This is a genomic window from Pseudomonas sp. BCRC 81390, assembly GCF_030341915.1.
Lineage (GTDB): Bacteria > Pseudomonadota > Gammaproteobacteria > Pseudomonadales > Pseudomonadaceae > Aquipseudomonas.
Genome location: NZ_JATAAG010000005.1, coordinates 20906 through 34238, shown reverse-complemented (window position 1 = coordinate 34238; position 13333 = coordinate 20906). Strand labels below are relative to the sequence as shown.

The window sequence follows — 13333 nt, the reverse complement described above, 5'->3', positions numbered from 1 at the left end:
CCGCCTAGCGGACGCGCAGCCGAAGCTGGACTCGGAGGGTTTGCACCACCTGATTTTGCGGCCCGCTAAAAGACCGGCGCGTACTATACCCGAAATGGTGCAAAGACGTGAGGAAAATTTTCGCAAGATGCGGCCAGTATCGGGCCATCAATTACCGCGAGCTGAATCGATAATCCCCTGGCCCCTGACAGGTCGGTGCAAAAGCGACCGCGACAGCCATCAGGTAGCCGGGCGAATCTCGCGGATCAACCCTTCCAGGCTGTAGCCCAGCCGCGGCGCCAGCGCCTCGGCCCGTGCCCGCAGGCCGCCGAAGTCCAGCGTCTGTTCCAGGTCCGCCGGCACCAGCAGGATCACATTGCCCTCCTTCACCGGCAGTTCCCAGTAATGCCGGTGGTACAAGCCGCGCAGCAAGGCCGCACCCAGCGGCTTGCCGTCATCGGTAGCCCACTGGTTGATCACCAGCCAGCCGCCCGGGTTGAGCTGCCGCTGGCAGTTCTCGAGGAAATTCCATGCCAGGTGCCCTACCCCAGGCCCATGGTCGGTGTACAGGTCGACGAACAACAGGTCGGCCTTTTCCGCCGAGGGCAGCAACTCCAGGGCATCGCCGATGCGCACATACAGCCGCGGGTCGTCGTCCAGGCCCAGGTATTCCATGGCCAGGCGCGGCACGTCCGGGCGCAGCTCGATGGCCTCGATGTCATCCAGCGGCAGGAACTTCATGCACGCCTGGGTCAGCGTGCCGGCCCCCAGGCCGAGAAACAGCGCGCTTTCCGGCTGCTCATGGCACAACGCCCCGACCAGCATGGCGCGGGTATAGTCGTACTCCAGCCAGCTCGGGTCGGCAGTGAACACGCAGCTCTGCTCGATCGCATCACCGAACTCCAGAAAGCGGTAGTCGTCCACTTCGTACACGCTGATGACGCCAAAGGCATCTTCCACCCGTGCCAGTAGCCGCTCTTGCCGTTCCGCCATGCTCACCATCCAACCCGCAAAACGCGCATTGTCCGCCAACGCCCCCGATGCAACAAGCACAGCGCCAACTGTTAACATGGCCATAGCCTACAACTGACAAGACCGAGCCCGAGATGAACCAACCGTGGAGCCCTGACAGCTGGCGCGCCCTGCCGATCCAGCAGCAACCGACCTACCCCGATGCGGCGCACCTGCTGAAAGTCGAACAGACCCTGGCCAGCTACCCGCCGCTGGTGTTCGCGGGCGAGGCGCGCGAGCTGCGCCGGCAGTTTGCCGAAGTCACCGAAGGCCGCGCATTCCTGTTGCAGGGCGGCGATTGCGCCGAAAGCTTCGCCGAGTTTTCGGCGGCGAAAATCCGCGACACCTTCAAGGTGCTGTTGCAGATGGCCATCATCATGACCTTTGCCGCCGGCTGCCCGGTAGTGAAGGTCGGGCGCATGGCCGGGCAATTCGCCAAACCGCGTTCTTCAGGCGATGAAACCATCGGCGACGTCACCCTGCCGGCCTACCGCGGCGATATCGTCAACGGCATCGGTTTCGACGCCAAGAGCCGTATCCCCGACCCGGAGCGCCTGCTGCAGGCCTATCATCAAGCCACCGCCAGCCTCAACCTGCTGCGCGCCTTCGCCCAGGGCGGGTTTGCCGACCTGCACCAGGTACACAAGTGGAACCTGGACTTCATCGCCAACTCGGCGCTGGCGGACAAGTACCACCAGCTGGCCAACCGCATCGACGAAACCCTGGCATTCATGCGCGCCTGTGGCCTGGACAGCGCGCCGCAACTGCGCGAAACCAGTTTCTTTACCGCCCACGAAGCGTTGCTGCTGAACTACGAAGAAGCGTTCGTGCGCCAGGACAGCCTGACCGGTGACTACTACGACTGCTCGGCGCACATGCTGTGGATTGGCGACCGCACCCGTCAACTGGACGGTGCCCATGTGGAGTTCCTGCGCGGCGTGCACAACCCGATCGGGGTCAAGGTTGGCCCCAGCATGAACCCCGAAGAGCTGATTCGCCTGATCGACACGCTGAACCCGGCCAACGACCCGGGGCGCCTGAACCTGATCGTGCGCATGGGCGCCGGCAAGGTCGGCGACCACCTGCCGGGGCTGATCCGCACGGTCGAGCGCGAGGGGCGCAAGGTGCTGTGGAGTTCCGACCCGATGCATGGCAATACCATCAAGGCCAGCAGTGGCTACAAGACCCGCGACTTTGCGCAGATCCTCGACGAGGTCAAGCAGTTCTTCCAGGTGCACCAGGCCGAGGGCAGCCATGCCGGCGGCATCCACATCGAGATGACCGGGCAGAACGTGACCGAATGCATCGGCGGTGCGCGGCCGATTACCGAAGATGCCTTGTCGGACCGCTATCACACCCACTGCGACCCGCGGATGAATGCCGATCAGTCGCTGGAGCTGGCGTTCCTGATCGCCGAAACCCTCAAGCAGGTGCGGCGCTAGAAGCGCTCGCGGGCTCGCCCGTTCCCACAGGTGGGGCACACGCTTCGAGAGCAGTGCAGTACCTGTGAGAACGCGCGAGGCCGCGAAGGGACCTGCACCGGTCTGCCCTACTTGCGCAGCGGATCATCCCAGAAATGCCGCTCGGCCTCCTGCTGGATGTCGGCCCGGCTCAACCCCAGGTCGTGCAGGGTCGCATCGCTGAGGCTGGCCAGCTGCTGGCGCTGGCGGTACAGCTGCAGCCACCGCGCCATCTGCTGTACGGCGGCATGCAACAGGTGGTTCAGGGAAAAGGCAGGTTGCTGGATGCTGCTGACATGACCTTTCATCGTGAAGCCCTCCGTGTTGATGGCTCCAGTCTGCCGCCGGGCATAAGATCAATCCAACGAATGTTTCTGATGCCATGCATCTCGGAGATTGATGCAATGTCCCAGTACCAGAGCCTCGACGCCGACGTCCTGCGCACCTTTGTCGCCATTGCCGAGCAAGGCGGCTTCACCCGCGCCGGCGAGGTGGTCAACCGCACCCAGTCGGCGGTGAGCATGCAGATGAAACGCCTGGAAGAAGACATCCTGCAGCGGCAGCTGTTCGAGCGTGACGGCCGCCAGGTACGGCTGACTGCCGAAGGCCAGGTGCTGCTGGGCTATGCCCGGCGTATCCTCAAACTGCACGGCGAAGTGTTCAATACACTGCGCATGCCGCACATGGTCGGGATGGTGCGGATCGGCACGCCGGACGACTACGCCATGCGCTTTCTACCGACCATCCTGTCGAGCTTTGCCCAGGCCTACCCGCTGGTGCAGGTAGAGGTGCATTGCGAGTCGTCCAAGCAACTGATGCTGCGCCAGGACCTCGACCTGACCATCGTCACCCGCGAGCCAGGCAACGAGATTGGCCAGCTGTTGCGCCAGGAGCGCCTGGCATGGGCTGCCGCCGAGGGTTTCTGCCCACAGGAGCAACGGCCCATCCCGCTGGCATTGTTCAACAGCGATTGTTTCTGCCGGGCGTGGACCTGCAACGCCCTGGAGGCCCAGGGCATCGATTACCGCATCGCCTATACCAGCCCGAGCCTGGCAGCGATCTTCGCCATCGTCACGGCCGGGCTGGCGGTAACGGCGCAGTTGCAAAGCCTGATCGGCGGGAACCTGCGCATACTGGGCGAGAGCGAAGGGCTGCCGCAATTGCCGGTGGCCAATGTGATGCTGGTGCGCAGCACCCAGAGCGCATCGCCGATTACCGATTGCATGGCCGATTACATCATCGAAGGCTTCAAGTAAGCCGGGCTGCCGCAACAGCTGTTTCGCGTCGCGTCAGGGCCGCAAAGCGGCCCCAAGCCTTCAAAGCTCAAACCCGAGCATCACCGCACACACCACCAGGAACACGCAGAACATTGCCCGCAGCGCCTTCTCCGGCAACGCATGGGCCAGCTTCACGCCCCAGCTGATACTGAGCAAGCCGCCCACCGCCAACGGGATGCCCACGCTCCAGTCGACGCTGTGGTGCACCCCATAGGTGAGCAAGGTCACCAGGGTGCTCGGCGCCGCCAGCGCCAGCGACAGCCCCTGCGCGACTACCTGGGTTGTGCCGAACACACTGGTCAGGATCGGCGTGGCCACCACCGCCCCACCCACCCCGAACAAGCCGCCCATGGTGCCGGCGAAGCTGCCCAGCACCCCCAGCCACGGCCAGGCATGACGCAGCTCGGCGCTTGGCGGCGAGACTTTCATGAACATCCGCGCCACGTTCCACACCGCCAGCGCCACCAGGAAGCCGACAAAGCCCAGGCGCATGGAATGCGCGTCCAGCCCCACTGCCCAGATCGACCCCAGCCAGGCGAACACGAAGCTGCACAGTGACAACGGCACGGCATGGCGCAATTCGATACGGTTACGCTGGTGATAGCGCCACAGCGCCAGCAGCACGTTCGGCACCACCATCACCAAAGCCGTACCCTGGGCCAGCTGCTGGTCCAGGCCAAACAGCACGCCCAGCGCCGGAATCGCGATCAACCCGCCACCAATGCCGAACAGGCCACCCATGGTCCCCAAGCCAGCGCCCAGCACGATATACAACACCCACTCGATCATCAGGGCCTCACTGCCTGTTCATGATGCGAGCATGCTAACCACTGTGGGCTGGCGGGGAAACGCACAGCAGCGCACAATGGCTGTGCGTTATCCGCACAAGCAAGGCAGCCATGAGCCCCGATACCCTGACCGACCAGCTGAGCCTGTTCCTCGATGTGCTGGAAACCGGCAGCTTTTCTGCTGCCGCCCGCCGCCACCCGCTGACGCCCTCTGCGGTAGCCCGGCGTATCGACAACCTGGAAGGCGCCGTAGGCAGCCGTCTGTTCACCCGCAGTACGCACGCCGTACGTGCCACGCCGGCGGGCAACGCCTTTGCCGAACGGGCCAGGCGTATCATCGAAGAGCTGCGCCTGGCGCGCGCCGAAGCGGTGTCGCTGAGCAATGCCCCTGAAGGCCTGATCCGCATCGACGCCCCTGCCGCATTCGGCCGACGCCACCTGGCACCGGCCATTGCCGACTTTCTTGTGGCCTACCCGGGGCTGGACGTGAAGTTGCGCCTGATCGACAGCTTCGTCGATCTGCATGGCAGCCACCTCGGCGAAGTCGACCTGGTGCTGCGCGCCGGCCCCCTGGCCGACACCCGGCTGGTCGCCACGCCACTCGCGTTCATGGTGCGTATCGCCTGCGCCAGCCCCGCCTACCTGGCCAGCCGCGGCATACCCAGCTGCCCCAGTGAACTGCCTGGGCACGATGGCCTGGACTGGGATGGCCTGGCGCCGCCCTTTGCCTGGCGCTTCAATGTAGCCGGGCAAACCCGCCTGTACCGCCCGGCGCGCATGCGCATGGCCGCGAACAACGCCGAAACTTTGCTGTTCGGTGCCCTCGCCGGGTTGGGCATCGCCCACCTGCCCACCTGGTTGATCAGCGAATACCTGCTGCGCGGCGAGCTGATACCGCTGTTTTGCGACGGCGGCTTGCCGCAAGCCGAAAGCAGCGGTATCTACGCGCTACGCCTGGAACATGAAACGAACTCTCGCAGCCGTTTGCTGCTCGAATTTCTCAAGAGCCGATTCAGCCCGATTCCACCCTGGGACCTGGCTTTGCGCAGTGGACTGCACGAGTAGTGCGCGCACTGATGATCAACGTGCCAGACTTACCCATTGATTACTTTCAAGGACCTGCATGAACGCCGACACCCAAGCCTCCTGTGACGAGCTGCTGCTGGACAACCAGGTCTGTTTCGCCCTGCACTCCACCTCGTTGCTGATGACCAAGGTCTACAAACCGCTGCTACAGGCCTTGGGCCTGACCTACCCGCAGTACCTGGCCATGCTCGTGCTGTGGGAGCACGATGGCCTGACCGTGGGCGAGATCAGCCAGCACCTGCTTACCGACCCCGGCTCGCTGACGCCGTTGCTCAAACGCCTGGAAAGCGAAGGCCTGCTGCAGCGCAACCGCAGCCGCGAAGACGAACGGGTGGTGCTGGTGCAACTGACCGACAAGGGCCGCGCCCTGCAACAGCGGGCCAGGGAGGTGCCGCATTGCATCCTCAAGGCCAGTGGCCACAGCCTGGAACAACTACAACAGCTGCAGGCTGACCTGCTGAAATTGCGCGAGAACCTGCAGAAGACCCTCTGACAACCTGGCTGTGGATAGCCGTTCGGACGAACGGCGATAATTTATCTTGCGCACAAACTAATTGCGCGCTAATTTAACTCCCACACCAACCCGCGCCCTTCCCCGAGTGGAAGCGCACAACACGTTAGCGAGGCTCAAGATGCAAAAGGTCAATCCGCTGTACATCGCAGAAGCTACCTCCACCGGTGGGCGCGACGGCAAGTCCCGCTCCAGCGACGGCAAGCTGGAAGTCAAGCTCAGCACCCCCAAGGAACTGGGCGGCGCAGGCGGTGACGGCACCAACCCCGAGCAGCTGTTTGCCGCCGGCTACTCGGCATGCTTCATCGGCGCCTTGAAGTTCGTGGCCGGGCAAGAGAAGAAAGCCCTGCCAGCGGATGCCTCGATTACCGCGAAGGTCGGCATCGGCCAGATTCCGGGCGGGTTCGGCCTGGACATCGACCTGCACATCAACCTGCCGGGCCTGGCCCAGGCCGAGGCCGAAGGGCTGGTGGAGAAGGCGCACCAGGTGTGCCCATACTCCAACGCCACCCGCGGTAACGTCGACGTGCGCCTCCATGTCACCGTCTAAAGCTCAATTGTAGGAGCGGCCTTGCGCCGCAAAGGGCCGCGAAGCGGCCCCAGGAGTGCCCTGCAAAAGCCAGTATTCCTGTGAGATCGTGAGGCCGCTTTGCGGCCCATCGCGGCACAACGCCGCTCCTGCAAAGCCTGCGTATGCGGTAACGATCCAGATACGAAAAAACCCGGCCAAGGCCGGGTTTTTTGCGTTTCACAAGAAGAATTACTTCTTGGAACGGCCCTTGAAGGAGCCATCACGGGTGTCGATATCGATCCACTCGTCGATTTCGATGAAGTCGGCAACCTGGACTTCAGTACCGTTGGCCAGCTTGGCAGGCTTCATGACCTTGCCCGAGGTGTCGCCGCGAGCAGCGTTCTCGGTGTAGGTAACCTGGCGGCTGATGGTGGTCGGCAGTTCGACCGAAACCACTTTCTCTTCGTACATGGTCAGCGCGCAGACGTCCTGCATGCCTTCTTCGATGTACGGCAGAACGGCGTCGATGTCTTCGGCGTTCAGCTCGTACATGGTGTAGTCGGTGGTGTCCATGAAGGTGTACGCGTCACCGCTGATGAAGGACAGGGTCACTTCCTTGCGGTCGAGGATCACGTCGTCCAGCTTGTCGTCGGCGAAGTAGACGGTTTCAGTCTTGTAGCCGGTCAGCAGGTTCTTCAGCTTGGTCTTCATGATCGCGCTGTTGCGACCCGACTTGGTGAATTCGGCTTTCTGTACCAGCCACGGGTCGTTGTCGATCCGCAGTACGGTGCCGGGTTTCAGTTCTTTACCAGTTTTCATTACGCAGTATCCGAATCTGGATGGATTTATAAAAATCGAGGCCGCGTATCATAGCCAATTTCGGTAAAACTGTACCAGCGTCATGGCAAGGTCCGGCTGAGCGGCCTGTTTGGCACACCAGTGTCGGGCATGTGCCTGCAGCTCGTCCCAATGCGCCAGCACCTCGGTCCAGGCCGCGTGCATGTCGCGCTGCGTGCGGCTGTCGAGGTTCCAGGCGCGCCACAGGTCGACCAGGGCTTCGGCGGCAGCGTCCGACAAGCCTTGGCGATAAAGCGCCAGGAACGCTTCGAGTTTTTCCCAGTGAGCGTTCTCCTCCTGCACGTAGATGTGCCACAGCAGTGGCCGCCCCGCCCACTGCGCACGCACGAACGAATCCTCGCCGCGCACGGCATTGAAGTCGCAGCACCAGAGCAGGCGGTCGTAATCGTCCTGGCTGACGAAAGGCAGCACCTGCACGGTCAGTGCACCACGCTGGCGTACCGCACCCAGCGGCAGCGACGGCTCGTCCAGCCAGGCACACAAGTCGCCGAGGATGCGCCCTTCCGGCACCAGCAGGTGGCTGGGCCGGGTATCTTCGGCCAGGGCCTGCAGCCAGCCAGCCAGGTGCGGGTTTTCGTAGGCGAACAGCGAGATCAGCCGCGCGCCGTCCTGCACCTGTACGCCGAGCCCGGCGAGAAACGCGGTGCGCTGCGCCGGGTCGGCCTCGAAAGCGGCGCGGCGGGCCAGCAGTGGCGCCTCGCGCAGCAGGCCGCCGGTCCCGGCGGTAAAGCCGGGGAAGAAGAACACCGTGCGCAAGCCGTTGCCTTGCGGCGACGGCAAGCCGTGGCAACCCTCCACCCAGTCTTCGGCACTGAGGTATTCCAGGTTCAGCCATAGCGCTGGCAGCGGCCGTGTGGCCAGCGCTTCGATATAGCCAGCCGGCAAGCGGCAGCCGAAGGCGCCAATGACCACGTCGGCAGTGGCCACCGGTTGCCAGTCGGCAGGCCAGTGGCGTATCTCGACGCCCTGCTGCCACTGCTGGTCGAGTGCCGCATCGGCCCCCGGGCACAGGCGCTCGAACGCGCCCAGGTCGTCCACCCACAGGCGCACCGCCAGGCCATGCTCAGCCACCAACTGGCGGGCGAGGCGCCAGGTCACGCCAATATCGCCGTAGTTGTCGACCACGGTGCAGAAAATGTCCCAGGTGGCTTTCATGTGCCTTGCCCTCGCCCAGCGGAAAAACCGCGAATTCTGCGGATAAATTGTCGCCGACAAAAGCACCGGCGGGGAAAAAAGCCCAGGCGCATGCGACAATGCCCCGACCCACCCCGCCAGGACAGTGCCATGCCCCGCCACCGTGAATTGAAGATTACCCTCAAGCCGTTGCCGTTGATCCTGTGCGTTGCCCTGGGCCTGTGGCTAGGCGCCGTGGCTATCGCCGCCAGCCTGTGGCTGGCCTTGCAGCTATGGCCAGAGCAGGTGCAGCCGTTGGCCCAGGCGGTAGCGCCCGGCGTTTCCCGGTCGGTTGTACCGCCAGCCCCGGCGGCGGATACCCAGGCTGAAATGTTCCAGCGCTACCAGGACATCCTGCACAAGCAGGAGCAGCAACAGGCCGCCGAGGCCGCTCAGGGTAACCCGCGCAACCTCAACAGCCCCAAGTGCCAGTTCTGGCTGCAGCAGAACCGCACTGCACCCACTGACAAAAGCCAGGCCAATGTGCTGGAGTTCTGTTACTGATCATGGACAAGACCCGCCTGCTGGCGCAGATCGTCGCCACCCTCGAGCATGACCTGGATGTGCTGACCCGCGCAGCCCAGACTGCGTATGAAGCGGCCACCGCCGAGGAGAACATCGCCGAGAACAAGTACGATACCCTGGGCCTGGAAGCCTCGTACCTGGCCACCGGCCAGGCCCGCCGCAGCGCCGAGATACGTACGGCGCTGCAGACCTACCAGCAATTGCTGCTGCGCGATCATGACCCGGCGCGCGGGGTGCAGATGAGCAACCTGGTGACGCTGGAAGATGAAGATGGCGGGCAGCGCCGTGTTTTCCTCGGGCCCGAGGCAGCGGGGTTGAAGATTGGCGAGGGGGATGGGCTGGTCACGGTGATCACCCCACGATCACCGCTGGGGCAGCAGTTGCTTGGCAAGCACGTGGATGATGAGCTGCGGCTGGGGCCGCAGACGTTGTTGATTGTCGCTGTAGCCTGACAGCCGCGCAGTACCTTCAAAGCGCCTGCAAGGCATCGAACCGCCCGGCCAGGCCCTGTTGGGCAAACTGCTCCACCACAAAATCGACAAACGCCCGGGTCTTGCCCGGCAACAGCTTGTGCTCGGCGAAGTACAGGCTGATGTGCCCGTCGTCCACATACCAGTCCGGCAGCACCCGGCGCAGCCGCCCACTTTCCAGGTACGGGACCGCGAACGGCAGGCTCACCAGGGCAATCCCCAACGCTTGCTCGGCCACCGCACACGCCGCATCCGAATCGCTCATGGTAATCGCCTGACGCAACGCCAGCGGCTGCTGCTCCTGCCAGCGGCTGGTCAACGGCCACGACCGCACCCGGCCGGTCTGCGGCGAGCGGATCAAGATACCGTCATGCCGCTGCAGGGCTTGTGGCTCCGTGACCGGTGCATGGCCAGCCAGATAAGCCGGCGCCGCCACCAGCACCCGGTGCGCCGGGGTCAACTTGCGCGCCACCACCCCTGGCGGCAGTTCGAAGCCGCCGCCAATCGCGGCATCGAAGCCTTGGCCGATCAGGTCGACCTGGCGGTTGTCGAAATGCCAGTCCGGGGTAATGGCCGGATAGCGACGCAGGAACTCGCCCAGCAGCGGCAGCACGTACAAACGCCCGAACACCGTGCCCATGCTGACCCGCAACAACCCGGCCGGCTGGCCCTCGGCACTGGCCAGGTTGGCCACGGCGTACTGGATGGTGCGGAAACTGTCACTGACCTCCCCGAGAAATCGCTGCCCCGCCTCGGTCAGAGTCAGCTTGCGAGTACTACGCTGGAACAACCGCACCCCCAGGCGCGCTTCCAGCTGGGCTACATGCTTGCCTACCGCAGCCGGGGTGAGGCTCAGGCGTCTGGCAGCCTCGGCAAAGCTGCCGACCTCGGCGCTGCGGATGAAACACTCCAAAGCGTTGAACGACTCCATGGCCATGATTAGCAACCAAAGGTTTACTCTGCTGATAGTGATTGCCATCTTATCAGCAGCTAATCGAGCGCCGATACTGCGCCCATCCAAGGCATTCCAGCCTGGCTTCCAGCAGGAGATCAGCATGTCCAAGCAACACACCCTCGAAGGCAAAGTGGCCCTGGTACAGGGCGGTTCCCGCGGCATCGGCGCAGCCATCGTGCGGCGCCTGGCCCGTGAAGGCGCGCAGGTGGCTTTCACCTATGTAAGTTCCGCCGGCCCGGCAGAAGCACTGGCGCGGGAAATCACCGAAAACGGCGGCCGAGCCCTGGCACTGCGGGCCGACAGCGCCGACGCGGCGGCAGTACAACTGGCTGTAGATGACACGGTGAAGGCCTTCGGCCGGCTCGATATCCTGGTCAATAACGCCGGTGTACTGGCGGTGGCGCCCGTGACCGAGTTCGACCTGGCCGACTTCGACCACATGCTGGCGGTGAACGTGCGCAGCGTGTTCGTCGCCAGCCAGGCGGCGGCGGGCTACATGGGCCAGGGCGGGCGCATCATCAATATCGGCAGCACCAACGCCGAGCGCATGCCGTTTGCCGGTGGCGCGCCCTACGCCATGAGCAAGTCGGCACTGGTCGGCCTGACCCGCGGCATGGCCCGTGACCTGGGGCCGAAAGGCATTACCGTGAACAACGTGCAACCCGGGCCGGTGGATACCGACATGAACCCGGCCAGCGGTGAATTCGCCGACAGCCTGATCCCGCTGATGGCGATCGGGCGGTATGGCGAGGCCGACGAGATCGCCAGCTTCGTGGCTTACCTGGCGGGGCCCGAGGCCGGCTACATCACCGGGGCCAGCCTGACTGTCGATGGTGGCTTTGCCGCCTGATTGAAGGCCCGCCTGTGCTGGCCCCTTCGCAGGCAGACCCGCGAAGAGGCCAGCTCGGCTGTCGCAATTCGCTCACTCAACTCGCTCCGTGGATAATTCGCCTTTACCTGCCCGTAACGAGAACCGCATGCATACCCCAACCTTGAGCCGCGCACTCATCCTGCTGATGGCCACCGCCACCGGCCTGGCCGTGGCCAGCAACTACTATGCGCAACCCCTGCTGCACAGCATCGCCCTACAGTTTGGCCTGAGCACCGCCAGCGCAGGCAGCATCGTCATTGCCGCGCAACTCAGCTATGGCGCCGGCCTGTTGCTGCTGGCACCGCTGGGGGACCTGTTCGAGCAGCGGCGGCTGATTACCGTGATGACCGCAATTGCCACCCTGGGCCTGGTCATCAGTGCCTGCGCACCGAGCCTGCCCTGGCTGATCCTCGGCACCGCGCTGACCGGGCTGTTCTCGGTGGTGGCGCAAATTCTGGTGCCCATGGCTGCGGCCCTCAGCGAGCCTCATTCACGCGGGCGCGCGGTCGGCACGCTGATGAGCGGCCTGCTGCTGGGCATCCTGCTGGCGCGCACCGCCGCCGGTTTCATGGCCGAGCTGGGCGGCTGGCGCAGCATCTATGTGCTGGCTGCCGTGCTGATGGCCATCACCGCCGTGGCGCTGTACCGCAGCCTGCCGCAACACCACAGCCATGCCGGGCTGAAATACCCGGCGCTGATCGGCTCGGTGTTCCGCCTGTTCGTCGAAGAGCCGGTGCTGCGCCTGCGCTCGCTGCTCGGCCTGCTGGCATTCAGCCTGTTCGCCCTGTTCTGGACACCGCTGGCGTTTTTGCTGGCAAAAGACCCGTACCACTATTCCGATGCAGTGATCGGCCTGTTCGGCCTGGCCGGTGCGGCGGGTGCGCTGTCGGCCAACTGGGCCGGGCGCCTGGCCGACCGTGGCAAGGGCGCACTGGGCACCACGGTTGGCCTGGTGGTGTTGCTGCTGTCCTGGGTACCGCTGGGCTTTGCCGAGCAGTCGTTGCTGGCCTTGCTGCTGGGCGTGCTGATGCTCGACCTGGCGGTGCAACTGGTGCACGTGAGCAACCAGAATGCGGTGATCGCCCTGCGCCCTGAAGCGCGTACGCGGCTGAATGCCGGCTACATTACCTGCTACTTCATTGGCGGGGCGCTTGGGTCGTTGCTCGGTACGCAGTTGTTCCAGTACCAGGGCTGGATGGGCATCGTGGTCGCAGGGTTGGTGATTGGTGCGCTGGCGTTGCTGGCGTGGGGGGTAGCCGAGCGCAAGCGCAGGCATCTGTTGCAGGTGGCCTGAAAAACCGCGTTGGGTCGTTCGCGCGTATCAACCATGGCGACAACGTACCGCACTACCCTCCGTCGTCTGGCCGTTGACTTGCCGGGCTGGCCAGCGCTCAGTAAGCGTTGGTCAATGCCCTTTCACTGACAGGACGACGTTATGACAAGACTCACGGTGCAATCCGGCGATTTCTTGCAAGGTGAAGGCGAGTATCGCAACGGATCGCTCACACTCAAGACCCCGCGCAGCCCTTCCCCGGGCGAGCGTATTTCCCTGGCCCGCATCAGCGACCTGCGGTTGGCCAGCCTCGAATCCAGCCGTAGCCTGGGCAGTGCCCTGGGCTGGGGCGTGGCCGGCGCCCTGATGGCCGGGCCAGTGGGGCTGCTGGCCGGGCTGTGGCTGGGCGGCAAGGAAGAAGAAGCCACCTTCCTGGCAACTTTCAAGGACGGGCGCAAGCTCATGGCCAGTACCGACGGCAAGACCTGGTCGAAGATCGATGACAACTGGCGCCAGCACCGGCGGCCAGCCAGCAAAGGCTGACTGAGTATCGCAACACCCGGATCGTTTTATGGGCAAGGCGGC

16 protein-coding genes are annotated in these 13333 nt (G+C 64.3%); 10 read left to right on the top strand and 6 right to left on the bottom strand.

All coding sequences use genetic code 11. The features are described from left to right. Positions 1-219: 219 nt before the first annotated feature. Positions 220-981: a spermidine synthase gene (locus QSV36_RS02605; RefSeq protein ID WP_289129685.1), complete on the bottom strand. Its 762-nt coding sequence runs from the start codon at positions 979-981 to the stop codon at positions 220-222. A 104-nt stretch (positions 982-1085) separates the two neighbouring features. Between QSV36_RS02605 and QSV36_RS02600 the strand changes: the two genes are divergently transcribed. Next, the gene (locus tag QSV36_RS02600) at positions 1086-2432 is read left to right on the top strand and encodes a class II 3-deoxy-7-phosphoheptulonate synthase (protein WP_252458536.1); all 1347 of its coding nucleotides are present in this window, start codon (positions 1086-1088) and stop codon (positions 2430-2432) included. Between the two features lie 107 nt (positions 2433-2539). On the opposite strand, the gene QSV36_RS02595 is transcribed toward QSV36_RS02600, so the two are convergent. After that, the gene (locus QSV36_RS02595) at positions 2540-2758 is read right to left on the bottom strand and encodes a DUF1127 domain-containing protein (protein WP_225776846.1); all 219 of its coding nucleotides are present in this window, start codon (positions 2756-2758) and stop codon (positions 2540-2542) included. Positions 2759-2854: 96 nt separating this feature from the next. Here QSV36_RS02595 and QSV36_RS02590 point away from each other — a divergent pair, with 96 nt between their 5' ends. Further along, entirely contained in the window at positions 2855-3706 is an 852-nt protein-coding gene (locus QSV36_RS02590; RefSeq protein WP_289129565.1) for a LysR substrate-binding domain-containing protein, read from the top strand. Positions 3707-3766: 60 nt separating this feature from the next. Here QSV36_RS02590 and QSV36_RS02585 read toward each other — a convergent pair whose 3' ends face one another. Continuing rightward, positions 3767-4516 carry a sulfite exporter TauE/SafE family protein gene (locus QSV36_RS02585; RefSeq protein WP_289129563.1) on the bottom strand — a complete coding sequence of 250 codons (750 nt, stop codon included), beginning with the start codon at positions 4514-4516 and terminating at the stop codon, positions 3767-3769. 110 nt (positions 4517-4626) lie between these two features. Here QSV36_RS02585 and QSV36_RS02580 point away from each other — a divergent pair, with 110 nt between their 5' ends. The 3 genes from QSV36_RS02580 to QSV36_RS02570 all read left to right on the top strand — a co-directional run bounded on the left by QSV36_RS02580 (position 4627) and on the right by QSV36_RS02570 (position 6662). Next, positions 4627-5580 (top strand): LysR family transcriptional regulator, encoded by a 954-nt coding sequence (locus QSV36_RS02580; protein ID WP_289129560.1) that lies wholly within the window; start codon positions 4627-4629, stop codon positions 5578-5580. A 58-nt stretch (positions 5581-5638) separates the two neighbouring features. Then, positions 5639-6094, top strand: a complete 456-nt coding sequence (locus QSV36_RS02575) for a MarR family winged helix-turn-helix transcriptional regulator (protein WP_289129558.1) — start codon at positions 5639-5641, stop codon at positions 6092-6094. A gap of 139 nt (positions 6095-6233) precedes the next feature. Continuing rightward, positions 6234-6662, top strand: a complete 429-nt coding sequence (locus QSV36_RS02570; RefSeq protein WP_289129555.1) for an organic hydroperoxide resistance protein — start codon at positions 6234-6236, stop codon at positions 6660-6662. Positions 6663-6872: 210 nt separating this feature from the next. Here QSV36_RS02570 and efp read toward each other — a convergent pair whose 3' ends face one another. Both efp and earP read right to left on the bottom strand, forming a co-directional pair. Further along, positions 6873-7442: an elongation factor P gene (gene efp, locus QSV36_RS02565; RefSeq protein ID WP_170028870.1), complete on the bottom strand. Its 570-nt coding sequence runs from the start codon at positions 7440-7442 to the stop codon at positions 6873-6875. A gap of 48 nt (positions 7443-7490) precedes the next feature. Next, entirely contained in the window at positions 7491-8636 is a 1146-nt protein-coding gene (gene earP / locus QSV36_RS02560) for an elongation factor P maturation arginine rhamnosyltransferase EarP (protein WP_289129550.1), read from the bottom strand. Between the two features lie 129 nt (positions 8637-8765). Here earP and QSV36_RS02555 point away from each other — a divergent pair, with 129 nt between their 5' ends. Next, positions 8766-9158, top strand: a complete 393-nt coding sequence (locus tag QSV36_RS02555) for a hypothetical protein (protein WP_289129548.1) — start codon at positions 8766-8768, stop codon at positions 9156-9158. Between the two features lie 2 nt (positions 9159-9160). Next, on the top strand, positions 9161-9631 hold the full coding sequence (locus tag QSV36_RS02550; protein ID WP_289129547.1) for a GreA/GreB family elongation factor: 471 nt from the start codon (positions 9161-9163) through the stop codon (positions 9629-9631). A gap of 16 nt (positions 9632-9647) precedes the next feature. On the opposite strand, the gene QSV36_RS02545 is transcribed toward QSV36_RS02550, so the two are convergent. Further along, positions 9648-10586, bottom strand: a complete 939-nt coding sequence (locus tag QSV36_RS02545) for a LysR family transcriptional regulator (RefSeq protein ID WP_289129546.1) — start codon at positions 10584-10586, stop codon at positions 9648-9650. 118 nt (positions 10587-10704) lie between these two features. On the opposite strand from QSV36_RS02545, the gene QSV36_RS02540 reads away from it, so the two are divergent. The 3 genes from QSV36_RS02540 (at position 10705) to QSV36_RS02530 (ending at position 13291) form a co-directional block, all read left to right on the top strand. After that, on the top strand, positions 10705-11454 hold the full coding sequence (locus QSV36_RS02540; protein ID WP_289129545.1) for a 3-oxoacyl-ACP reductase family protein: 750 nt from the start codon (positions 10705-10707) through the stop codon (positions 11452-11454). Positions 11455-11581: 127 nt separating this feature from the next. Next, the gene (locus QSV36_RS02535; RefSeq protein ID WP_289129543.1) at positions 11582-12769 is read left to right on the top strand and encodes an MFS transporter; all 1188 of its coding nucleotides are present in this window, start codon (positions 11582-11584) and stop codon (positions 12767-12769) included. A 141-nt stretch (positions 12770-12910) separates the two neighbouring features. Then, positions 12911-13291: a hypothetical protein gene (locus QSV36_RS02530; protein WP_289129540.1), complete on the top strand. Its 381-nt coding sequence runs from the start codon at positions 12911-12913 to the stop codon at positions 13289-13291. Positions 13292-13333: the final 42 nt, after the last annotated feature.

Coding starts and splice junctions, on each gene's coding strand:
- QSV36_RS02575 (WP_289129558.1), top strand. CDS start 5,639: ATGAACGCCGACACCCAAGCCTCCTGTGACGAGCTGCTGCTGGACAAC.
- QSV36_RS02550 (WP_289129547.1), top strand. CDS start 9,161: ATGGACAAGACCCGCCTGCTGGCGCAGATCGTCGCCACCCTCGAGCAT.
- QSV36_RS02600 (WP_252458536.1), top strand. CDS start 1,086: ATGAACCAACCGTGGAGCCCTGACAGCTGGCGCGCCCTGCCGATCCAG.
- QSV36_RS02555 (WP_289129548.1), top strand. CDS start 8,766: ATGCCCCGCCACCGTGAATTGAAGATTACCCTCAAGCCGTTGCCGTTG.
- QSV36_RS02580 (WP_289129560.1), top strand. CDS start 4,627: ATGAGCCCCGATACCCTGACCGACCAGCTGAGCCTGTTCCTCGATGTG.
- QSV36_RS02540 (WP_289129545.1), top strand. CDS start 10,705: ATGTCCAAGCAACACACCCTCGAAGGCAAAGTGGCCCTGGTACAGGGC.
- QSV36_RS02595 (WP_225776846.1), bottom strand. CDS start 2,758: ATGAAAGGTCATGTCAGCAGCATCCAGCAACCTGCCTTTTCCCTGAAC.
- QSV36_RS02535 (WP_289129543.1), top strand. CDS start 11,582: ATGCATACCCCAACCTTGAGCCGCGCACTCATCCTGCTGATGGCCACC.
- efp (WP_170028870.1), bottom strand. CDS start 7,442: ATGAAAACTGGTAAAGAACTGAAACCCGGCACCGTACTGCGGATCGAC.
- QSV36_RS02590 (WP_289129565.1), top strand. CDS start 2,855: ATGTCCCAGTACCAGAGCCTCGACGCCGACGTCCTGCGCACCTTTGTC.
- QSV36_RS02570 (WP_289129555.1), top strand. CDS start 6,234: ATGCAAAAGGTCAATCCGCTGTACATCGCAGAAGCTACCTCCACCGGT.
- earP (WP_289129550.1), bottom strand. CDS start 8,636: ATGAAAGCCACCTGGGACATTTTCTGCACCGTGGTCGACAACTACGGC.
- QSV36_RS02585 (WP_289129563.1), bottom strand. CDS start 4,516: ATGATCGAGTGGGTGTTGTATATCGTGCTGGGCGCTGGCTTGGGGACC.
- QSV36_RS02605 (WP_289129685.1), bottom strand. CDS start 981: ATGGTGAGCATGGCGGAACGGCAAGAGCGGCTACTGGCACGGGTGGAA.
- QSV36_RS02545 (WP_289129546.1), bottom strand. CDS start 10,586: ATGGCCATGGAGTCGTTCAACGCTTTGGAGTGTTTCATCCGCAGCGCC.
- QSV36_RS02530 (WP_289129540.1), top strand. CDS start 12,911: ATGACAAGACTCACGGTGCAATCCGGCGATTTCTTGCAAGGTGAAGGC.